The organism is Sorangium sp. So ce296 (assembly GCF_051529605.1).
GTDB lineage: Bacteria > Myxococcota_A > Polyangia > Polyangiales > Polyangiaceae > Sorangium > Sorangium cellulosum_D.
Genome location: NZ_CP150325.1, coordinates 12,276,651 through 12,292,016, shown reverse-complemented (window position 1 = coordinate 12,292,016; position 15,366 = coordinate 12,276,651). Strand labels below are relative to the sequence as shown.

The 15,366-nt window shown below is 71.9% G+C and carries 12 protein-coding genes; 5 read left to right on the top strand and 7 right to left on the bottom strand.

The features are described 5' to 3' along the window. The first annotated feature begins 176 nt into the window (after positions 1-176). A complete protein-coding gene (locus WME98_RS45350; protein WP_061622868.1) occupies positions 177-1,376 on the top strand; it encodes a 6-phosphofructokinase in 1,200 nt (399 codons plus the stop codon). Between the two features lie 13 nt (positions 1,377-1,389). Here the strand turns inward: WME98_RS45350 and WME98_RS45345 are convergent, their stop codons facing one another. The 3 genes from WME98_RS45345 to WME98_RS45335 form a co-directional block, all read right to left on the bottom strand. Further along, on the bottom strand, positions 1,390-2,268 hold the full coding sequence (locus tag WME98_RS45345) for an NmrA family NAD(P)-binding protein (RefSeq protein ID WP_437947825.1): 879 nt from the start codon (positions 2,266-2,268) through the stop codon (positions 1,390-1,392). A gap of 104 nt (positions 2,269-2,372) precedes the next feature. Next, positions 2,373-3,380: an inorganic phosphate transporter gene (locus WME98_RS45340; RefSeq protein ID WP_061621731.1), complete on the bottom strand. Its 1,008-nt coding sequence runs from the start codon at positions 3,378-3,380 to the stop codon at positions 2,373-2,375. Next, positions 3,377-3,994, bottom strand: a complete 618-nt coding sequence (locus tag WME98_RS45335) for a DUF47 domain-containing protein (protein WP_061621730.1) — start codon at positions 3,992-3,994, stop codon at positions 3,377-3,379. Before WME98_RS45335 ends, WME98_RS45340 begins: the two co-directional genes overlap by 4 nt. A gap of 131 nt (positions 3,995-4,125) precedes the next feature. On the opposite strand from WME98_RS45335, the gene WME98_RS45330 reads away from it, so the two are divergent. After that, positions 4,126-5,925, top strand: a complete 1,800-nt coding sequence (locus WME98_RS45330; protein ID WP_437947823.1) for a HAMP domain-containing sensor histidine kinase — start codon at positions 4,126-4,128, stop codon at positions 5,923-5,925. A gap of 35 nt (positions 5,926-5,960) precedes the next feature. Here the strand turns inward: WME98_RS45330 and WME98_RS45325 are convergent, their stop codons facing one another. Further along, on the bottom strand, positions 5,961-6,452 hold the full coding sequence (locus WME98_RS45325; RefSeq protein ID WP_437338735.1) for a hypothetical protein: 492 nt from the start codon (positions 6,450-6,452) through the stop codon (positions 5,961-5,963). A 123-nt stretch (positions 6,453-6,575) separates the two neighbouring features. Beyond that, complete coding sequence (locus WME98_RS45320; RefSeq protein WP_437947822.1) at positions 6,576-7,091, bottom strand: peptidylprolyl isomerase; 516 nt, start codon at positions 7,089-7,091, stop codon at positions 6,576-6,578. Between the two features lie 166 nt (positions 7,092-7,257). Here WME98_RS45320 and WME98_RS45315 point away from each other — a divergent pair, with 166 nt between their 5' ends. Further along, on the top strand, positions 7,258-7,914 hold the full coding sequence (locus WME98_RS45315; RefSeq protein ID WP_437947820.1) for a hypothetical protein: 657 nt from the start codon (positions 7,258-7,260) through the stop codon (positions 7,912-7,914). A gap of 386 nt (positions 7,915-8,300) precedes the next feature. Here the strand turns inward: WME98_RS45315 and WME98_RS45310 are convergent, their stop codons facing one another. Beyond that, the gene (locus tag WME98_RS45310) at positions 8,301-10,190 is read right to left on the bottom strand and encodes an OmpA family protein (RefSeq protein WP_437947819.1); all 1,890 of its coding nucleotides are present in this window, start codon (positions 10,188-10,190) and stop codon (positions 8,301-8,303) included. A gap of 2 nt (positions 10,191-10,192) precedes the next feature. After that, positions 10,193-12,253, bottom strand: a complete 2,061-nt coding sequence (gene traA / locus WME98_RS45305; protein ID WP_437947817.1) for an outer membrane exchange protein TraA family protein — start codon at positions 12,251-12,253, stop codon at positions 10,193-10,195. Between the two features lie 402 nt (positions 12,254-12,655). Here traA and WME98_RS45300 point away from each other — a divergent pair, with 402 nt between their 5' ends. Next, the gene (locus WME98_RS45300) at positions 12,656-13,474 is read left to right on the top strand and encodes an SDR family NAD(P)-dependent oxidoreductase (protein WP_437947816.1); all 819 of its coding nucleotides are present in this window, start codon (positions 12,656-12,658) and stop codon (positions 13,472-13,474) included. Between the two features lie 125 nt (positions 13,475-13,599). Continuing rightward, positions 13,600-15,216, top strand: coding sequence for an SBBP repeat-containing protein (locus WME98_RS45295; RefSeq protein WP_437947815.1), 1,617 nt, complete (start codon positions 13,600-13,602; stop codon positions 15,214-15,216). Positions 15,217-15,366 lie beyond the last annotated feature (150 nt).

Below are 15,366 nucleotides of genomic sequence, written 5' to 3'. Positions count from 1 at the left end.
GCGCTCGCTGACGACGCGTCGCTCGTCGACGCCGCGTCGCTCGTCGACGCGGCGTGCTCGCCCGACACCACGCGGCGCGGCACGATCGGTCGACGCCCAGCGTCGCCGGGCGACGGCTTCGAACGCGTGACAATCGCTCGGCCAACGCGGGCGTCGCGTGGTAGAAGGCCGGCGCCATGACCAGCATCGTCGAGTTCGGACGTCCCGACACCCTTCCGGCATCGGACAAGCGCCTGCTGCTCGTCTTCGACGGCGGCAATGCCCCCGGCTACTCCTCGGTCGCTGTCGCGCTGACCGAGGAGGCGGCGCGACGAGGCTTCGAGGTGTGGGCCGCGACCGAGGGCTTCCGCTCCCTGACCGCGGACGCGCGCGCCCAGCCCCATTTCGAGCGCCTCATCATGAGCCGCCGCCAGCGCTACTCCCTGCTCGCGCAGGGCATCCCGGCGCGCTCGATGGGGCGGCGCGTGCTCGACGCCGGCAGCGACTTCCGGAGCGAGCGCTACACCGGCTTCCTCGATCGCGAGAAGCGCAAGCAGGCCGCCGTGACGTTCAAGGAGCAGGGGTTCACGCACCTCATCTGCGTCGGCGGCAACGGCACGTTCGAGGGCATCAAGGCGTGGCTCGACGAGTTCGAGGTCCGCCCGCAGTCCGGCTTCGTCAACGTCTCCATCGACAACGACCTGGAGGGCGATCGCGCGATCGGCTTCCTGTCGGGCGTGGAGACGGGCGCCAACATCGCGCGCGGGCTCTACGAGGACGCGTACACGCACAAGCGCATCTACATCCTCGAGATGATGGGCAACCGCAGCGGGCGGCACGCGCTGCACTGCGCGGTGGCGGCGCGCGCGCACCTCATCGTGCTCCCCTTCTTCCGCTTCCCCCAGGACGTGCTGGGCGAGCTCGCCGAGGGCCTCGGGCGCGCCGACTACGCGCTCGTGATCGTCGCGGAGGGCTACGAGGCCGAGCGCCGCCGCAAGGAGCACCCCGGCGTGTCGGCGAGCGTGTTCCTGAAGCAGCAGCTCGAGGGCGCGGGGCTCCGCGACACGCCGGACAAGCGCGTCATCGCGGAGCCGTTCAGCCGGTACATCCGCGGCATCCGCCCCGCCTTCCTCGACGTGTCGGCCGCGTTCCTCAAGGCGTCGCTGCTGCTCTCGGCCTTCGACGAGGGGCGCACCGAGGTGATGCCGTACGTGCTGGCCGCGAACGACGTCGGCGTGCTGGATTTCGCCTCCATCCGCCGCGAGGACGGGGTCGAGCGCGCGTTCCTGCCGCTGCTCGATCGGCTCGACCTGCAGCGCTTCAAGACCTGGATCCTCGACCACTTCATCAGCCTCGGGGGCGGCCGGACGAGCCGCGCGCCCGGGTCGCACGGCTGAGCCGCGCCGGCTCTCAGGCGACCGCGCGGGTGAGCGCGCCCGCGAGGTGCTCGCGCGCCCAGTCCTCGAAGCGCCGCCACCCGACCTCCGGGGACAGGGCGCGGAGGGCCGCGATGTCGACGCCGGGGCCGCCGCGGGCGAGCCAGCGGAACATCGCGGCGAGGCCCTCGCTGCGCGCGCGCACCTCGGCGAGCGGCACCTCGGCGTAGCGGATCTCGCGGCCGGCCACGCGGGACAGCGCCGCGCCGGCCTCGGCGCCTGTGAGCTCGTCGGACGCGAGCTCGACGCGGCGCCCGAGGAAGTCGCGCCGGCGCTCGAGCACGAGCGCCGCGAACCGCCCCAGATCGTCGGCGGCGAGCTGCTGGAGCCGGCAGCCCGCCGGGAGCGGGACGGCGTAGACGCCGCGCTGGAGGCCGAGGAGCGCCGCGGGCGAGAGCAGGTCCTCCATGAGATAGACGGGCGCGAGGATCGTGCAGGGAACGCCGAGCGCGGCGATGCGCCGCTCGGCGGCCGCCTTGCTCTCCAGCTGGGGGATCCCCGTGCCCCGGTCGGCGCCGGCGGCCGAGGCGTAGACGAGGTGCGCGCCGCCGGCGGCCCTGGCCGCCTCGGCGGCGGCGAGCCCGCGCCGCACCTCGGCGTCCCAGGCGCCGGGGCCGCCGTCGAGCGGCGCGCCCACGGCGAAGACCGCGTCGACGCCGGCCGCCGCGCGCGCGGCCGCGCGCGGCTCGTCGAGGCTCCCCTGGACGACCTCGGCGCCGAGCTCGATGAGCCGCGCCGCGCCCGGGTCGCCGGGCCCGCGGGAGAAGGCGCGCACGCGGTGGCCTCGGGCGAGCAGCGCCCGCGCGATCGCCCCGCCCTGCGCCTCCGCCGCCCCCGTCACCAGCGCCCGCATGGCCGCGCTATGGGGACGCGGGGCGGGCTCCGTAAGCCCTCGTCGCGCCGGGCGAAGGCGCCGGGAGCGCCCGGCGCGGCGAGCCGACGCGCCCGGCCGGGCGGTCAGGGCACGCCGCTGATGAGGCGCGCGACGGTGTAGACGGTGGCGGCGAGGATGGCCGAGGCGGGGATCGTGAAGATCCAGGCCCAGACGATGCGGCCGGCGACGCCCCAGCGGACGGTGGAGAGGCGCCCGCTGGTGGCGCCGACGCCGACGATCGCGCCCGTGATCGTGTGGGTCGTGCTCACGGGGATGCCGAGCGCCGTGGCGCTGAACAGCGTCGCCGCGCCGGCCGTCTCGGCGGCGAAGCCGCCCACCGGCTTCAGCTTCGTGATCTTCATGCCCATCGTCTTCACGATGCGCCAGCCGCCGGAGAGCGTGCCGAGGCCCATCGCGGCGTGGCAGACGAGCACGACCCAGAGCATCGGCTTCGGCTCGTGGCCGCCTTCCTGGAGGCCGGCGGAGATGAGGAGCGCCGTGATGATGCCCATCGTCTTCTGGGCGTCGTTGCCGCCGTGCCCGAGCGAGTAGGCGGCGGCGGAGAGCAGCTGCAGCCGGCGGAACCGGGAGCTCACCTTGCCGGGCGTCCAGCCCTTGGCGAGCAGCCGGATGCCGTGCATGAGCGAGAACCCGATGATCGCGCCGAGCAGGGGCGACACCAGGATGAACGCCGCCGTCTTGCCGAAGACCGTCGCGTCGAGCACCGACAGCCGCCCCGCGCTCTTCACCGCCGCCCCCGCGAACGCGCCCATGAGCGCGTGCGACGACGACGACGGCAGCCCCCACCACCAGGTGAGCAGGTTCCAGATGATCGCGCCGAGCAGGCCGCCCAGGATGACGTTCGGGGTGATGAACGCCGGCTCGACCCCCTTCGCGATGTTGCGCGCGACCGTGGGCTCGAACAGGGCGAACGCGATGAAGTTGAAGGCGGCGGCCCAGATGACCGCGGTGCGGGGCGACAGGACGCGCGTCGAGACGACGGTCGCGATCGAGTTCGCGGCGTCGTGAAAGCCGTTGATGTAGTCAAACACCAGCGCGATCACGAGGATGGCGAGGATGTAGGTTGTCATGCGTGCTCGAGCACGATGCCCTCGATGATGTTCGCGACGTCCTCACAGCGGTCCGTCGCGTTCTCCAGGAGGTCGTAGATGTCTCGCCACTTCATCACGAGCAGCGGGTCGTTCCCCTTCTTGAAGAGCGCCGCCAGCGCCGTGCGATAGTGGCCGTCGGCCGCGTTCTCGAGCTTGTTGATCTCGACGCAGAGCTCGAGGAGGTTCGGTTGCCGCTTCAGGTCCCTGAGCGACTGGACGGCGGAGCTCATGGCGGTGCACGAGTCGACCACCGCCTGCGCGAGCTGCCGCGCCTCCGGGAGGGCGCTGCCGACCTCGAAGAGCACGATCCGCACGCTCGCCGCCTCGATGCAGTCGAGGACGTCGTCGAGCCGGGTGATGAGCGCGTGGATCTCCTCGCGATCGAGCGGGGTGATCCAGGTCTGGTGGAGGGCGGCCAGACATCCGTGGGTAATTTTGTCGCCTTCGTCCTCGAGGTCGGAGATCCGCCTCGCCAGCGCCGGCGCCTCGTCGAGCTGGTCGAGCATCTCCAGGAGGAGCTCGCTTGCCGCGACGCTCCGCTGCGCGTGGTTGGCCAGCGCGTCGAAGAAGACGGCATCACGGGTCAGTCCCATGGAGCGGGCCGTTTACCCGTCTCCCCGCATCACGTCAACGAGTCGTCACGGACCAGACAAAACTAGGTAACATCATCCACTTCGCGCCGTCGCGCACGTGGCGCGCGCCGGGCGCTCGGCACGCGGGTGACATGGGTATTCGGAGCAAGCTCATCGCGTTCGCCGTGGGGATCGCGGTCCTCGCGGCGGTGGTGTTCGACGGTTACGTCGTGAAGACGCTGGGCGCGGAGCTCGGGGAGCACACGGCGGCCGACCTGGCCGCGCGGACGGCGCTCGTCACCGAGGCCGCGGCGAGGGCGGTCGACCTCGCGGCCGAGGCGCCCGCGCTCGCGTCGGCGCTGTCGGCGAGCGCCGGGGCGCGCGTCACGCTCATCGATCCGGGCGGCGCGGTGCGGGGCGACTCGTCGGTCGCGCCGGAGCGGCTCGGCGGCCTCGAGGCCCACGCGACGCGCGACGAGGTCGCCGACGCGCGGCACCACGGCACGGGGCGCAGCGAGCGCGTGAGCAAGACGACGCGGATGAGGATGCTGTACGCGGCGCAGCGGCTCGACCGGCCGGAGGGGCCCTGGGTCGTGCGGCTCGCGTTCGAGCCGGTCGCGATCGACCGCAGCCTGTCCGCCGCCCACACGCGCGTCGTGGAGGGGACGATCCTGGCGCTCGTGCTCGCCGTGGGCGCGGCGCTCGCCGGCGCGAGCGCGCTCTCCGGGCGGCTCGTCTACCTGACCGGCGTCGCGCGGGAGATGCGCGCCGATCTGAGCCGGCGCGCGCGCGTGCAGGGGCGCGACGAGATCGCCGCGCTCGGCGGCGCGCTCGACGAGCTCGCCGAGAGCCTGGAGCGCTCGCGGCGCGAGCTCGGGGGCGAGGGCGAGCGGTTCGGCGCGGTGCTCGAGTCGATGCGCGAGGGCGTGCTCGTCACGGACGAGCGGGGCGACATCACGCTGGTCAACCCGGCGCTCTCGCAGCTGCTCGGCATCCGCGGGGACGCGGTCGGTCGCCCGCCGCTCGAGGTGCTCCGCTCCGCGAGCCTGCACGAGCTCATCGAGGAGGTCGCGCTCGCGCGCGCGGCGGCGACGCGCGAGATCCAGATCGCGCCGGCGTCGCCGGGCGCGGCGGGGCCGCCGGGGCGCCGGATCCTCGTCGTGAACGCGGCGCCGCTCACGCTGCCGGCGCAGGGCCGCGGCGCGGCGGGGGTCGTCGCCGTCTTCTTCGACGTGACGGAGCTGCGGCGCATCGAGGGGCTGCAGCGCAACTTCATCGCCAACGCGTCGCACGAGCTGCGCACGCCGGTCGCGTCGATCCGCGCGAGCAGCGAGACGCTGCTCGGCGGCGCGCTGGACGACCCGGCGGCCGCGCGGGATTTCGTCGAGGTGATCGAGCGGAACGCGGCGCGGCTGCACCGGCTCGTGAACGATCTGCTCGACCTGTCGCGCATCGAGGGCCGCGAGCGGTCGCTGTCGCCGGGCACGCTCGACCTCGCGGCGCAGGCCGAGGCCGCGGTGGCGCTGCTGCGCGGGCGCGCCCGGGAGAAGCGGACCGAGGTGACCGTCGACGTCGCGTGGGGCACGCTCGTCGAGGCGGATCCGCGCGCGCTCGACCAGGTCCTGACCAACCTCGTCGACAACGCGATCCACCACACGCCGGAGGGGTCGCGCGTGGAGGTGCGCGCGAGGGCCGCGAACGGGCGCGTGATCCTGGAGGTCGAGGACGACGGCCCGGGCATCCCGGCGGCGCACCAGGCTCGCGTGTTCGAGCGCTTCTATCGGGTGGATCCGGGGCGCTCCCGCGCGTCGGGCGGCACCGGGCTCGGCCTGTCGATCGCGAAGCACCTCGTCGAGGCGATGAGCGGCGACATCACGGTGTCGACCGGCGAGGCCGGCGGCGCGCTCTTCCGCGTGACGCTGCCGGGCGCGGCGGCCGCGGCCCCGAGGTAGCCCGGGCTGCCGCCCCTCTGCCCGCGCGGCGGGCGCTACGGCGCGCAGGCGTCGCGGCAGTCGTCGAACGACTTCTGGCACGCCGCCGGATTTTCGATCTTCGGCAGGCCGCCGTCCGCGGGGAATTTCGGCGTGAGGCAGGTCTGGAGGATCGACTGGCACTTGGCGCCGCACGCCGCGAGCTTGCCCGAGAGCGCCCCCGCGTCGAGCGTTCCGGTGGGGCCCCCGTCCTTCGGCGCGCCGCCGTCGCCGCCGTCGGGCGAAGCGCCCGCGTCCGCCTTGGTGCCCGCCGCGGGCTGCGCCGGCGACGCCTTCGCGGGCGCCGCGGGCGCGGCCGGCGTCGCCGGCGTCGCGGCGGGCACGGTCCCGGTCGCCGCGGGCAGCGGCGCCGTCGCGGTCGGCGCGGCGATGTCGGCCGGCGCCGGGCCCGCATCCTCGGGAGCGTCGCTCGACTTGCACGCGGCGATCAGCAGCGCTGGCGAGGCGATCATCACGGCGAGGGCGGCGAAGAGCTGGTGGGCGCGCATGGGTGCTTCATGCTGCGCCTCCGCCGAGAACGCAACCCTCGGGCGAGGCGCGCGGCGCGAGTCGCGCGCGGGTAGCGTGGAGTAGAGCGGTCGCGAACAGGGGCCTTGCGCGCGGCAGGAGGGCTATTCGGTCCTGAAGATCACGTGGAACCCATAGCGGGTCTCCACGACGTCGCTGAGCTGGTGGAGCTCGAGCTCGAACGCGGCGTCGGCGAAGGGCGGCAGGACGTCGGCGCGCTCCACGGTGCCGAGCGAGCCGCCGCGCGAGGCGGCGCCCGCCTCCTCGCTGTACTGCGTCACCACCTCGTCGAAGTCGGCGCCGCCGCGGATCTTGTCGCGCGCCTCCATCGCGCGCAGGCAGGCCTCCTCGCGCGTGCGCGTCGCGCCCTCGGCGCGATCGGCGCCGGCGTAGCGGACGAGGACGTGCTTCACGCCGATGCGCGCCGGCTCGTCGGCGCGGGGTTGCCGCTTCGCGTTGGCGGCCGTGAGGCATGCGGCGGCGCTCGGGGCGCTCGCCTCGACGGGGGCGGCCTCGCCCGGGGCGGCGCGCGGCGCCGGCTGGGACGCGCCGCACGCGGCGGCGAGCGCCGCGCCGAGGACGAGAGGGACGAGACGAGGGCGTCGTTCGAGCGGGCGCATCGCCCGCGAGCATAGCCAGGCGTTCACGCGATCGGAACACGGGCGCGCGGGTGCGCGCCCGCGTGGCCGGTGGTCTGCCTGCCGGGAGGCGCCTGTCCTGCGGATCGGCGTCGTCCGCGATGCGCGGGGTTTGCATCGCGCGTCTCATCGCTGGTAAGAAGGCACCATGCAGCGCCTCCTCCTCTCGGCGGCACTGGGTGCCGCGCTGATCGCCGGTTGCAGCACCCCCTTCCGGGACAAACGCACGCCTTCCGGTGAGTTCTGCAGCGACATGCACGTCGTACCGGCAGGCCAGCTGCCCGATCGCGAGTACCATCGCCTTCAGCCCATCGCGAGCGATCCCGAGGCTCGGACCGAGGCGGAGCGCCTCGAGTCGCTCCGCAAGGCTGCGTGCGCGGTGGGCGGCGATGCGGTCATCGAGGCGGTGAACGAGGAGATCCGCACCGAGGACGGCCGTTATGCCAGCGTCGCGAGCGGGACCGCGGTGATCTGGGTCCGCCGCACGGAAGGCGAGGCGAAGCCGCTGACGTTCCATCCGGCGACGAAGCCCGCCGACTCCGCGGCGGCAGCCGAGCCGGAGGCGCCGCCGGCGGAGGAGGCTGCGCCTGCGTCCGACGAGCCGTACGAGGACGCCGCTGCGCCTGCGGCTTCGACGGCGCCGGGCAAGCCCGGGCAGCCGCCCAAGCCTGGCGCGAAGCCCTCGTCGCCGTCCGCGGCCACGTCGGCCAAGCCGTCGTCGTCCGCGCCCCTGCCATCGCCGTCCGCGCCCACGTCGGCCAAGCCGTCGTCCCCCACGCCCCCGAAGACCGCGCCCAAAAAGTAACGCGCCCCGGCGCTTCGAGCGCCGCTGCGCTCTTGTGTCCGAGGCGGCGCGCGCGCTCGACCTGCGCGGTCGATCCCGTGCGCCGCGCGAAGCACGCCGCCACCGCGGGCCGGGCAGCCTGCCGCGGCCCGTCGTACCTCCGCTCTCCTGCCTGGCTAGAGCAGCGCTCGAAAGAGCAGAAGCTCGAACCACCAAGCCGCCAGGATCTTTTTCTCTTCTTGGCGTTCTTGGTGGTGACCCAATATGCCCCGGAGTGATTCCCATGAAGGCGGGAAGGCAGGAAGATCATTGATCTTTTCTTCCCGTCTTCCCGCCTTCATGTTCAAATCCGGCCACCACCGCGTTCTTGGCGGTTCATCTCTCGACCATCGACACGATCGACGCCTCTAGCGCGGCGCCGGCGGCGGCTTCTGCGGCGGCGGCGCCGGCGGCTGAGCCGACGAGGAGGGGGCCGGCGGCGTGGTGCTGCCGGACCTCGGCAGCACCCCCGACTTGCTCGGGAGCCCCCCCGCCTCGCTGCGGTTCGGCAGCGGCGCCGCGCCGCCGGGCACCGCGCCCGCTGACGGGAGCGCCGATCCGCCGCTCGGCAGCACGTTCGGCTTGAGGACCCCCTGACCCGGCAGCGTGCCCTGGGTCGGCAACGTGCCCTGGCTCTTCTGCGGCAGCACCCCGCCCGACGGCAAGATCTGCTCGCTCCCCTCGGGGGACCCGGTGAGCGGCTTCGGCGCCGCGTTGCCGTAGCGCAGGATGCGGAAGACCACGCGCCGGTTCTTCGACGTCATGAACTGGCAATCGGGCGTCAGCTGGTCGTCGGGCCCGACGCAGCCCGTGTCGTCGTAGATCGGTTGCGTGTGCCCGTACCCCTTCGCCTGCAGGCGCGACGGGTCCACGCCCTTCGCGATCAGGTAGGCCATGACGCTCGCCACGCGGCGCTGGGATAAGGCCAGGTTGTAGACGTCCGTCGCGCGCACGTCGGTGTGGCCCTCGATCCGCACCTCGCGGATCTCCGGGTTGTCGATCAGCACCTGCGCGACCGCCTCGAGGGTCGGATTCGAGTCCTCCAGGATGATGTCCCTGTCGGTCGCGAAGTGGACCTGCTCGGTGATCACGATCTCGTCGCCCCGGACGAAGGCGAGCGGGCAGCCGTCCTTGCCGTGCGGGCCCGCGGGCTTGTCGGGGCACTTGTCGTCGCGATCGAAGATGCCGTCGCCGTCGGTGTCCAGGTCCGGACAGCCGAAGTTCTCGGGGCTCCCGGGGACGTCGGGGCAGCGGTCCGCCGCGCCGATGAGGCCATCGCGATCCGGATCGTCGTTGTCGCGCTGCTGCAGGCGGTTGATCTCCTCCTGCTCCTGCGAGGTCTTCGGCTGCCACGTGATGACGTTGAAGAAGCGGATCGCGGGCGCGCCGAAGCCGCACGCCGCGCCGAAGCTGCCGCCGAAGGTGATCGTGATGCCGTGCTTGGTCTGCCAGCGCAGGCCGAGGAGCGCCTCCGCGGGGATCTGCCCGGGGTCGTCGGGGTAGCTCGTCATCGACGGGTAGCCGTACACCTCGCCGATGACGGACAGCCCCCAGCGCTGCACGACGTACTGCTCGGCCGCCACGCCGAACTGCGCCATGTCGCCGACGCGCACGCCCGCGAACTGGTTGTCCGGCCGCAGCCAGATGCCGGCGTTCGCGGCGAGGAGCAGCCCGAAGTTGAACCGGTAGTCGGCGATGAGCGTCGCGCCGCCGCTCAGCGCGCCGTCGCTGGCGAACGCGTTCTGGTCGCCCGTGGGGAAGTTCAGGTTGCCCGCGATCGCCATCCCGAACCCCTCCTTGACCTGCTCCTTCCGGTTCAGGTACGGGAGCGAGACCTTCGTGGAGAGGCGGAGATCGCCGACGGTGGTGCTCTTGACCGACCCCTCGGTGCCGAACCGACGCAGGTTGCCGCCCTCCTGGAAGAGGATGAGCGGCATGGTCATCGTGACGTCGAACACGTCGAAGAAGCCGATGCCGGCGAGGAGGGCGAGCTCGAGCCGCCCGGTGATGGCGTTGACGGTCTGCTTCGTGTCGTCGCCCGCGAGCAAGAGCACGAGCGGGTCGGCCGCGATGTCGCTGTAGAGGCCGACGGTCGGCGAGAGGTTGCCGATGACCTCGGACTTCTGGACCATCACGAGGTCGCGCGGGGCGGCCGCGGGGCGGAAGACCTGGGCGTCGAAGCGCCCCTCCTCCGCGAGCGCGGGGCGCTCGGCGAGGAGCCCGGCCAGCGCGAGGAGCGGGAGGAGGAGCCGGCGCATTCTCACGAGGCACCTCCGCTGCGCCGGCGGCGCGTCCGTTCGAGCAGGGCGAGCATCGCGAGGGCGAGGAGCCCGGCGGGTCGCCGCGGATCGGCGCCCTTCTCGCCGACGACCGAGACGCTGCAGATCTCGGCCAGGGTGCCGCCGCACGCGACGTTGTCCGGCATCGGGCCGAGCGCGCACTCCTTGGCGTCCGCCTCGTCGGTCCAGCGGCAGTGCTCGTTGCCGAGGCAGTCCAGGTTCGACTTGCAGGAGATGTCGCAGGTGTTCGTCTCCAGGTCGCAGGTGTTGCCGCAGGGGCACTGGGTGTCGGCGTAGCACTCGACGCACCGCTGGCCGTCGCAGTACGGGGTGTCCTCGCCGCAGGTCGCCATGCACCCGGGGTCGCACTCGTGCGTCTCGGGGTTGCACGTCGTGCCGGCGCACTGCTCGTCCGAGGTGCAGCGCACGCAGACGGCGAGCTCGGCGAACTGGCCGGAGCAGAACGGCGTGTCACCGCCGCAGCTGTCGCAGCGCATCCCGCAGCGCCGGTCCTCGACGCACGCCTTGCACTCGCCGCTCAGGCAGTACTGGCCCTCGGAGCAATCCATGTCGTTGCGGCACGCGGCGCACGCCGTCCCGACCGGCCCGGGGAGGCAGAACGGCACCGGGGGTGTCTGCGGGTCGTTCGGGTCCTCGGGGTGCATGCAGTCGACGCAGCCCTCGCCGCAGCAGTTGGGCAGCGCGTTCGTCGGGAGGGGCCTGTCGACACAGTGGCCCGTGGGCACGTGGCACACCTTGTCACCGGGGCACTGCGCGTCGGTGAGGCACTCGACGCACATCTCGATCCCGCCCGGCTCGACGGCCGCGCAGTCCATCTGCGTGCCGTTGATCCCGTTCGGACAGCAGTTGCACGAGTTGCCGGCGCACCGGTCGGCCGTGTCGCACGGCGTGCAGGTGTGGTCGACGCAGATCTCGCCGCGCGGGCAGTCCGGGTCGACGTTGCACTCGTTGCAGACGTGCGTCTCGGGATCGCAGCTGAAGCCCTCGCGGCAGTCGGCGTCGGTGCGGCACTCGGCGCACTGGCTCCTGCCGTCGAGGTTGATGCAGAACTGCTTGTCGCCGAGGCACGGCGAGCAGGACTCGCCGCAGAAGAACGCGGTGTCGCACGGGGCGCAGAGGGCCGCCTCGTTGCAGTAGTAGCTCGAAGGGCAGCCGTTGTTGCCGGCGTGGCCGACGAACTGGCGCTCGCACTGCTGGCACTGATCGAGATCGGGGAACGACGGCGAGCCGCTCAGCGTCTGGAAAAACTGGGTTGGCTGGAAGACGGTGAAGCTGTCGTTGAGCTTCACGACAGGGTCAACATCCGCGGCACGATGGAAGTCGTCGAACTCTCCGACGAAATACGACATCTCGAACGCGGCGTGCTCGGCGACCTCCGCATAGAGGACCTCGATCGGGTACAGGCCTGGCTTCGCGAACGTGACCGTGTTCGAGAGACGCCAGACCGGCAGGCCGAGCTCCGGCGGCTGGATCAAGACTGACCTCGCGCCAGCGTTCTTGTCGAAGAAGGTGAGGCTCACGGCATCATCGGCGTACAAGCCGAAGTGGACCGGCTTCCCCGCGAGCTCTTCGGTGACGGTGAGGAACCCTCGAAGACGGGAACCAAAGGCGATCGACGCATAATTGGGACGGTCATCCCACGGGAAGCTGCAGCCGCCGATGCCGCAATCCGGAGACAGCCGCCTGAAGTCGCCGTAACTCCGCGGGTTGGATGCGTCGCCAGCGGTATTGTTGTTGCTCAGATCCAGGAGAGTTCGAATGACGTACTCAAGGCGATCCTGGCTGTGATTGTCGATGAACTCGTTGGTATCTTCCGTGAAGTCGGGCAAGAAATCGCCCGCTGGGCTGGTCGAGATGGCCGAGGCCGCGCAGAGGCCGGTGCCCTCGCCCTCCGGCAGCTGCTCCATTACCGGCTCTGAAACGGCGACCGGCCGCGGCTTCGGCTTCTGCTGCGCGTGCAGGGGCGACGGCAGCAGCGCAGATAGGGCCGCCGTCGCAAGGGTGACGCCTCGAATGCGCATGGCTCGCTCGCGGGTCCTTCGCATCGCTCGCGGATCCTCAGCACCCGAAGTCGGAAGCACGCTCCGGAGCGTACCCGCTGCGCGTAGCGTTCTGCAAGAGGAAGGCGGCGAAGTCGCGCTCCAATGTAGGGGGACAGCCTCTACCAGCCCGACGCTCCTGCCTGTGGGACAGCCCGGCGGATCACGCGGGCGATCGACCGCCCCGTGCGGGACGGCATGGGCTGTTGTGACGAGAACGCCATGGGATCGACGTGCCGCGCCAGTTCGGGCGCCGGCACCGGATGACGCACGCGCGGCGTTCTCACGGTCGTGCCGCGGTGCGGCGAGCGCCGTGGCGCGGCCGTGCACCATGGCCAACGACCCGCTCGCGATCTCCGGCGAGGCAGCCTAAAGGATCGCGCCATGATCACAGCCTCGGGCCTCGCCATCGTCACGGGCGCCTCGTCCGGCATCGGCGCAGCACTCACACGGCAACTCTCGGCGCGCGGGCAGCCGGTGCTCGCCATCGGCCGGCGAGCGCACCGCCTGGAAGAGCTCTCCGCGCGGGCGCGCGCAGCGTCTCACGCGCCCATCCACCCTCTCGAGCTCGACGTCACCGCAGAGGGTGCAGGCGTCCGTGTTCGGGATCGAGCGCGCGAGCTGGGCGGGGCAGCCTGGCTGGTCAACAACGCCGGCACGACGCGGTTCGGACCCTTCGTGGACGGCGATCCCGCTGCGCAAGCCCTGCTGGTGCGGCTCAACTGCGAGAGCGTCGTCGCGCTGTGCGCAGCGATCGTCCCCGACCTCGTGACGCGCGGCAGTGGGCGCGTGCTCAACATCGCGTCGCTCGCCGCGTTCCAGCCGACCCCGGGGTACGCGGTTTACGGGGCCACGAAGGCGTTCGTGCTCTCGTTCTCCGAGAGCCTTGCGGTGGAGCTCGGCGGGACCGGCGTCACCGTGACGGCCCTGTGCCCGGGGCCGGTGACGACGGAGATCTTCGATGCAGGCGCGCCCGGTGTGCCGCGCAGGAAGCTGCCGTTCGAGCTCTCCGCCGATGCCTGCGCATCCTTCGGCATCGCCGCCGCCGATCGCGGCGATGTGGTCGCCGTCCCCACCGCGTTGAGCAAGGCCACGGCCCAGCTCTCGCGCGTGCTGCCGCGCGCGGCGATACGCCGGCTCTCGGCGCGAATCGGGCTTCCGCTCCTCGGCTATGGCGCGCCTCCGCGAGGCGGCCGCGGCTAGGACGAGAGCTCGATCCCCGGCGACCCATCGATCCGCGGAGGCGGCGCGCGGCTCGGCCCGTGATAACATCAGCTCCGGCGCCCACTCTACCGCGTCCGCCGCGGCTCTCGGGCGCGCGGAACATCATGCGAGCACGATCTCACGTTGTTACTATCCTCCTCAGCCTGGGCCTCTGCGGCAGCGGGTGCGCGCTGCTGCTTGGGCTCGACGACTTCACGGATCAGCCGCCGGACGGCGTGGCCGCCGGCGGCACGGGCGGCTCGGAGGGTACGGACCCGACGTGCTCGCCCGATGCGTCGGAGGAGTGCTACGCCGGTCCGCCGGCGACCAGGAACGAGGGTGCCTGCCGGGAGGGGAGGCGCACTTGCGGCGCCGATGGAGCCTGGGACGTATGCGAGGGCGAGATCCTACCGGCGGTGGAGCGATGCGATGCCGTAGACGATGAAAACTGCGACGGACTAGAGTGCATCGTCTGGGCGACCACATACAAACAAACGGGAGACATCTACCCGATGGGCGTTGCAAGCGACGCCGAGGGGAACGTATTCGTCGGCGCCGCTTTGTTCGGGACGGTTACCATTGGCGGTGAAACACTCGCTTCGGCCGATACCACAGACGTGCTGCTTCTGAAGCTGAGCCCGGCTGGCGATGCCCTATGGGCCAGGAAGTTCGGGGACTCTTCCGCGGACAACCCGTGGGGACTGGCCGTCGACTCCACGGGGAGCCCCATTATGGCCGGCCAAACCACCAGCGGTTCGATCGATTTCGGCGACGGGCCGCTCCCGAAAGGCGCGTTCGTCGCTCGATTCTATGCATCGGGAGAGCATGCCTGGAGCAAGGGTCTGGGGGGCGGAGACGACAGCGTGGTTCATGCTGTCGCGACCGACGCAGATGACGACGTCATCGTGGTGGGATCCTTCGACGAGGCGATCGACTTCGGCGAGGGGCCGATCGCGCCCGACGATAGCTCGGACATCATCGTGGCGAAGCTCGACGGCGCCACGGGCCTCGCGACCGCGCCGGGCTGCTGGACGCGCAAGTTCGGCGGCACAGGGTGGCAGGGGGCCAACACCGTCGCTGTGGACCGATCGAACAACATCTTCGTCGCTGGCTCGTCCAGCGGAACCTTTCGCATAGGAGGGACGTTTGAGATCGAAAATAGCAGCTTCGTCATGAAGTTGACCCCGTCCGGGACACCGGTCTGGGCTACGAAGATGGGCGAGGCGGCGTCCGTGCAGGCGAGGGGTATCACCGTGGACGCCTCGGGGCGACCTGTCGTGGCAGGATATTACAGGGACGAGCTGAAGGTGGGGACACACACGCTGACGGCCTCGGACGACAACGATGCGTTCGTCGTGCAGCTTGAGGCTGACGGCACTGTCAGCTGGGCGCGTGCTTTCGGCGGAGACGGGGATCAGTGGACGGGCGGCGTCGCTCTGGACCCCGACGGCAACATCGTCGTTGTCGGACACGCCACCAGCCAGATCGATTTCGGCGACGGGCCGCTCGCGACGAACGACACCCAGGGTTTCGTTGCTAAGCTCACCCCTGATGCAGAGCTCGTATGGAGTCGTCTCCTGGGCCGTCGCGTCAGCATGTCCGCCGTCGCCACCTCCCCCGAAGGCGAGACGCTCGTCGCGGGCTGGACCAAGGCGGTGGACGCCGACTTCGGCACGGGCCCCCTCCCCTGGACCAGCGACGGCACCCTGCAGCACCTCGTCATCGCCAAGCTGGGCCGGTAACGCGCCGCCACACCGCCGTCGCCGCCGCCGCCGTCTCCAGCGACCGCGTCGCGACCGCTCTCGTCGCCCCTCGCCGCCCAACGTCAACGCCCCACGCCCGCACGAGCGTAGCGAAACGCCCCAGTGTGGCGCCCGCGCCGACGTCCCCAC